5 protein-coding genes and 2 pseudogenes are annotated in these 6,387 nt (G+C 48.8%); 2 read left to right on the forward strand and 5 right to left on the reverse strand.

Annotated elements, in window-relative coordinates:
• Positions 1-134 precede the first annotated feature (134 nt).
• Positions 135-1,073 (reverse strand): malate dehydrogenase, encoded by a 939-nt coding sequence (mdh, locus tag BHE85_RS09205; RefSeq protein WP_001295272.1) that lies wholly within the window; start codon positions 1,071-1,073, stop codon positions 135-137.
• Between the two features lie 434 nt (positions 1,074-1,507).
• Between mdh and argR the strand changes: the two genes are divergently transcribed.
• Positions 1,508-1,978 (forward strand): transcriptional regulator ArgR, encoded by a 471-nt coding sequence (argR, locus tag BHE85_RS09210; RefSeq protein ID WP_001257846.1) that lies wholly within the window; start codon positions 1,508-1,510, stop codon positions 1,976-1,978.
• Positions 1,979-2,343: 365 nt separating this feature from the next.
• Positions 2,344-2,607, forward strand: coding sequence for a peroxide/acid stress response protein YhcN (gene yhcN, locus BHE85_RS09215; protein WP_000695690.1), 264 nt, complete (start codon positions 2,344-2,346; stop codon positions 2,605-2,607).
• 55 nt (positions 2,608-2,662) lie between these two features.
• Here yhcN and BHE85_RS09220 read toward each other — a convergent pair whose 3' ends face one another.
• From BHE85_RS09220 to aaeX, 4 genes and pseudogenes are all read right to left on the reverse strand, one after another.
• Positions 2,663-2,935, reverse strand: coding sequence for a barstar family protein (locus BHE85_RS09220; protein ID WP_001029013.1), 273 nt, complete (start codon positions 2,933-2,935; stop codon positions 2,663-2,665).
• A gap of 91 nt (positions 2,936-3,026) precedes the next feature.
• Positions 3,027-4,995: pseudogene (aaeB, locus tag BHE85_RS09225) on the reverse strand (p-hydroxybenzoic acid efflux pump subunit AaeB).
• Between the two features lie 5 nt (positions 4,996-5,000).
• Positions 5,001-5,933: pseudogene (gene aaeA, locus BHE85_RS09230) on the reverse strand (p-hydroxybenzoic acid efflux pump subunit AaeA).
• A 7-nt stretch (positions 5,934-5,940) separates the two neighbouring features.
• On the reverse strand, positions 5,941-6,144 hold the full coding sequence (gene aaeX / locus BHE85_RS09235) for a p-hydroxybenzoic acid efflux pump operon protein AaeX (RefSeq protein WP_000051841.1): 204 nt from the start codon (positions 6,142-6,144) through the stop codon (positions 5,941-5,943).
• Between the last annotated feature and the right edge of the window lie 243 nt (positions 6,145-6,387).

A 6,387-nucleotide genomic window follows, 5' to 3' on the forward strand; every position in this document is an offset into this window, starting at 1 on the left:
TGTCCAATGTGCATAAAAAAATCCGGAAACAAGTGAGCGTTTCCGGATTCTTACACAGCCACTGGATCGGTCAACTGATCCTTAACTGATCGGCATTAAGTCTGTGCTCCGGTTTTTTATTATTCGCTAATCAATTACTTATTAACGAACTCTTCGCCCAGGGCGATATCTTTCTTGAGCGTATCCAGCATACCTTCCAGCGCGTTCTGTTCAAATGCGCTCAGGGTACCGATAGATTTACGCTCTTCCACGCCGTTTTTACCCAGCAGCAGCGGTTGAGAGAAGAAACGGGCGTACTGACCGTCGCCTTCAACGTAGGCACATTCGACAACGCCTTGTTCGCCCTGCAGTGCACGAACCAGAGACAGACCAAAACGTGCAGCTGCCTGGCCCATAGACAGGGTTGCAGACCCGCCACCGGCTTTCGCTTCAACCACCTCAGTACCCGCGTTCTGGATACGTTTGGTCAGATCAGCCACTTCCTGCTCGGTAAAACTAACGCCAGGAACCTGTGACAGCAGCGGCAGAATGGTAACACCAGAGTGACCGCCAATAACCGGCACTTCAACTTCGCCTGGCTGTTTGCCTTTCAGTTCCGCAACAAAGGTGTTGGAACGAATGATATCCAGCGTGGTAACGCCGAACAGTTTGTTTTTGTCATAAACACCGGCTTTTTTCAGCACTTCAGCAGCAATTGCAACTGTGGTGTTAACCGGGTTAGTGATAATACCAATGCACGCTTTCGGGCAGGTTTTCGCAACTTGCTGTACCAGGTTTTTCACGATGCCGGCGTTAACGTTAAACAGGTCGGAACGATCCATACCCGGTTTACGCGCTACACCTGCAGAGATAAGAACGACATCTGCGCCTTCCAGCGCCGGAGTCGCATCTTCACCAGAAAAACCTTTGATTTTCACAGCAGTAGGGATATGGCTCAGATCGACAGCCACACCGGGAGTCACTGGAGCGATATCATACAGAGAGAGTTCTGAACCTGAAGGCAGTTGGGTTTTTAACAGTAGTGCAAGCGCCTGGCCAATACCGCCAGCAGCGCCGAGGACTGCGACTTTCATCCTAAACTCCTTATTATATTGATAAACTAAGATATGTTGCTCCGCTGCCGCGACCTTAATCCACAAAATTGCCGTTTACAATGACCACATATCAAGAATGTGTAGTCACGCAAGTTTAGCGTTTATGCATTTAATTGCCGTAATCAGGAACCTAACTTACGTAATTAACAGTCGCTTATGCATTAGCGCAACATTCCAACAGGTGGTGACAATATACCCTACCGTTCAGCCAAAACAACATCAATTTGATAACAATTAATTTACTTTTAAGCAGAATTTGCATGCCGTGACGCAGGCATGTTTCTCAATAACGAAATTTGATAAAATCCCGCTCTTTCATAACATTATTTCAGCCTTCTTCAGGGTTGACTGTTTGCATAAAAATTCATCTGTATGCACAATAATGTTGTATCAACCACCATATCGGGTGACTTATGCGAAGCTCGGCTAAGCAAGAAGAACTAGTTAAAGCATTTAAAGCATTACTTAAAGAAGAGAAATTTAGCTCCCAGGGCGAAATCGTCGCCGCGTTGCAGGAGCAAGGCTTTGACAATATTAATCAGTCTAAAGTCTCGCGGATGTTGACCAAGTTTGGTGCTGTACGTACACGCAATGCCAAAATGGAAATGGTTTACTGCCTGCCAGCTGAACTGGGTGTACCAACCACCTCCAGTCCATTGAAGAATCTGGTGCTGGATATCGACTACAACGATGCAGTTGTCGTGATTCATACCAGCCCTGGCGCGGCGCAGTTAATTGCTCGCCTGCTGGACTCACTGGGCAAAGCAGAAGGTATTCTGGGCACCATCGCTGGCGATGACACCATCTTTACCACCCCTGCTAACGGTTTCACCGTCAAAGACCTGTACGAAGCGATTTTAGAGCTGTTCGACCAGGAGCTTTAATCTCTGCCCCGTCGCTTCTGGCGGCGGGGAAAATGTTGCTTATCCCTCTCAACCCCCTGCTTTCCCCTGCGATTAATTTAACGAATAGTGCAGTTTTACTGCGACATGTCATTCACATAATGAATACATACGGTAAAAAAAGCACATTATGCAAAATTCATTATCTAATTGAAAATACTAGAATTAAAAATAAATGACCGTGTTTTTAATTCTTTTTTGTTATTAAAATTCACATTTTTAACACTTAGTATCAACTGAAACAGTTAGCGTGGTATTAATTAGTTCAATAATTAGTGTATGCTTGATTTTGTGATATGGGTCACAAAACAAAGGCCCAGCTAAAAGATTATGTCGAGGTAAAAATCATGAAAATCAAAACCACTGTAGCTGCATTAAGCGTACTTTCTGTTCTCTCTTTCGGTGCATTCGCTGCCGACTCCATTGATGCTGCACAAGCACAAAATCGTGAAGCAATCGGGACCGTATCCGTAAGTGGTGTGGCGTCTTCGCCAATGGATATGCGTGAAATGCTGAACAAAAAAGCGGAAGAGAAAGGCGCAACGGCCTACCAGATTACTGAAGCTCGTAGCGGTGACACCTGGCACGCTACGGCTGAACTGTACAAATAAACCCTCATCGTCTTGTCCGACGATATTGCCCCCGGTTCGGGGGCTTTTTTTTGCGCTAATGACGAACATTAAAACGCAAATGCCCTTCCAGCTCTTCCTCTGCCTCATCAAACAGCAATATTAACGCGCCAAAACGGCGACGCGTTTTCTCTCCCAGATGAACAAATTCAATCTCAAGTGGTAGCGGCAGGACATCGTTCATTAACACATCCCATAGTGAGTCGAGATCGCGTACCTTATCTTTCGCCAGACCAAAGGTTTGGCTAAAGTCACGATAAAAATCCTCCTGACTCTCAATCTCATCAAAATCAAAGGTATAAATATTCATCTATTGCCACCGTCACGTTTCGCGGCGAGTTCTGCCGTGCATCGCTAAGTATAGCCATGAAAAAACCGACACTTTTGGCGTTGGTTTTGACCTAACTATCGGTCAACGCATGTTGATACTTATGGAGCATACCCGCCAGCCGATGAACCGGTTCCGTCACCTGCGGTGGCGCTTGCCAGATGCGTAGCTTTTCCTGGTAGATTTCAAGTTCTTCCAGCAACTGGCCAAAGTACCGACGACGTTTATCATCGCTACGGGCAGATATCACATGGTCTGCTGTGCGGCGCATTTGTCGGTGAAACGCCGATAAATCCTCGTTAACCGGGATCGGCGCATCACGCAGGCGCTGGTGCGCGATAATCATCGTCAGCGCCAGGCGAAATTTCGGCAAATCCCCTGGGAACTTATTCATCAGCAAAAACAGCTGCTGATAAAGTGCCGGGAGGTGGTTCTCTTTACGACGTGCCACATTGGTAGTCATCGCGGAAACAGCGGCAGAAACAAACTGATTAAGCAGTACACGTCCGGTCCTGTCGCGCGATTTATCCCGCACAAGCAAAATAACGGTGAACGCGAGCACACAGCCGACGATTTGCCCTAATGCGCTGTCGAGAAACTGACTGAAATGGAAAGTCATCGGGTTATCCAGCACGATAATATTTATGGTGCTGGCCAGCGCCCCCATCGAGCCCAGTAGCCGTTGCTGTACTTCTATACCGAGGAAAAATCCCAGCACTGCCAGGCTAATACACAGCAGCAACATGCTCTGTTGGGTATTAGGGATAATCACCAAAAAGTAGAGCAGCCCTAACGGCAGCGCGGCCAGCGTCCCGTAGATAAAGTCGATCGCCACCATGCGTGGATTCGGCAAACGCATTGCCAGTGACGTCACTACCGCAATCATCACCATTGCACCACTGCCGGAAGTCCAGCCCGTCCACAGCCAGAAAAGCGTGCCCAGAATGCAGGAAAGTGTGGTTCGCCAGAAGTTAACCATCGCATGATGACGTTCGGCTGACTCTACTTTGACTTCCGGTTCGCCTTGCAGGATCTCTTCTTCGGTGGCGTTGATTTTTGTGTTACTGATAACGCCGCGCTTGAGAAGCTGATAACGCGTTGCCGCCGCGACCCAGCTATAAATGGTGACAGGCGTTTCCCGTTCCCCGGTCCAGGCGATAACTCTCCGCAGGCGTTTGAGCTGCTTGTGGACGTCCTGCGCGGTTTCTACCGGCGTGTCAAAAAATTCGCGGAAAGTATCAGTGATCAATTCCGGGCGCGTATTCTGAATAAGATAAGTTTCGCAGGATTGGGTAATCAGCGTCAGCGATAGCGTATTGATCGCTTTTAAACGTCGATTGGCCCGCGCCCAGCGGGAAGATTCCATATTCAGGTTGCTGCGCATGCCTTGTAGCCCCGTGGTGCGTCGCACCAGGTCGCCCCAGGCTTTATCGACAACTTCACCATCGCCATGCTTGATACAGAGTTGCATTAATTGATATTGCGCGACCAGCAAACTTTCCAGCTCTCGATCCACTTCTTGTTTGATCGATCGCGGAGAAAAGAGCAAATCCGCTATAATCGCACACACAATACCGATAACGATCTCGCTACAACGTTCGACGGCAAACTGCGGCGTAAGCAATGGTTCCGGCTGAATGGTGATCACAATGATCAGCGCGGTATAACCGGCCAGCCCCCACGCGTACGAGTTTTCTATTCGTACCAGCGAGGATATCCAGGTACAAAAACCGGCCCAGATACAGCACACCAGAATCATCAATAATGGTGCGCGGATCATCGCAATGATGATCACCAGTCCGGCAATACAGCCAATAAATGTGCCGATGATGCGCAAAAAGCCACGATAACGAATAGCGCCAGAATACGGTTCAACCTCCCGCAGCAAAGGCCGGACCGGCGGCAACAATCGCCGCTGTCAGTACCGCCCAGCGTGGCGTTTCCAGCTGGAAGTGAAAGCCAACAAACAGCGCCAGTACAATGGCGGTCGCCAGTTTTACCGCAAAGCGAATATGTTGGTTAGCAATGGAGAAAATACCCATCGTGATTAACCAAACTCACGCAGGCGATGGGCCATTTTACGGAAGAACGAATCCTGGCTTTCGTCGCGATCTTGTTTGCCAGTGACCACCACTGTAGCAGTGGTGCCCGCAGGCCAGATGTTCTCTTGCTGGTTGTCGAGACGAATACGAACCGGAACACGTTGCGCAAGACGCACCCATTCAAGGTTAGAGTCTATAGTCGCCATCCCTTTGTCGTCACGCGTGCTGCTGGCGTTGGTGACCCCTGCGGCAACACTATCAACAGTCCCTTTCAGCACTTTGTTACTGCCAAGCGGCGTGATCTCTGCACGATACCCCGGACGCACCCCTTCCAGCTTAGTTTCTTCCATATAGGCCAGTACATAGAAGGAGTTCTGTTTCACCAGCGCAACCGCCGTTGATCCTCGAGTAATAAACTCACCGGTATAGACGTTGAGGTTGGTCACCCAGCCATCTGCTGGCGCGCGGATCACCGTGCGTTCAAGATCCAGTTTTGCCAGATCGCGGGTCGCCTGCGCTTTCGCTAACTGATGCAGAACCGTTTGTAGTACGTTGTTAGCCTAGTCGATCTCTTCGCGAGACATCGCCTGCACACCGAGACGGTTACGACGTCCGGCCTCCTGGCGTTTCTCCTGTGCCAGTACCTGATAATAAGCAACATCGGCTTGCGCTTCCTCAAGCGCCTTTTGATAGCGCGGCTGGTCGATGGTGAACAGTATCTGTCCTTTTTTCACCAGCTGGTTATCATGAACATTCACCTGGGTAATGAGTCCAGAAACGTCCGGCGCGATCGCAATGACGTCAGCGCTAAAGCGCGCGTCACGCGTCCAGGGGGATTCGGTGTAATAGACCCAGGCATTAAAAATTGCGATGAAGGCCAGAATGACTAATACGACCGTGATGGCCGTACGGGAGAATTTTCTTATTAGTGTTTTCACTTCAACCTCAAACGAACAGTCGCGATATCAAATAAAACAAGCAGCAATAGAGCGCGGTGTTGAACAACGCCGGATGCCAGACAAAGTCGTAGATACCTGTTGGCACAAGTACCCGGCGCACCAGCCAGAAAATCGCCAGTGATAAAAGCAATTCAAAAAATATCGGTGGGAAGGACAGCCCAAACACCACGATAACGGGAAACAGACTCATGTTGACCTTGGTTGTATAGAGAGAGCAGGCGTTATTATTTTCAGCATCTGTCGCCGCAGAGAAGGGCATGGAAAGCCGGGCGAGAGCAACATTGCTGTAGATTGATATTTAATATATTAGCGTAACTGTTATGCTGTTATCTATATTAGACTGGCCCCCTGAATCTCCAGACAACCAGTATCACTTAAATAAGTGATAGTCTTAATACTAGTTTTTAGACTAGTCATTGGAGTACAGATGATT

It is taken from the genome of Shigella sp. FC1567, from assembly GCF_001743015.1.
Lineage (GTDB): Bacteria > Pseudomonadota > Gammaproteobacteria > Enterobacterales > Enterobacteriaceae > Escherichia > Escherichia coli.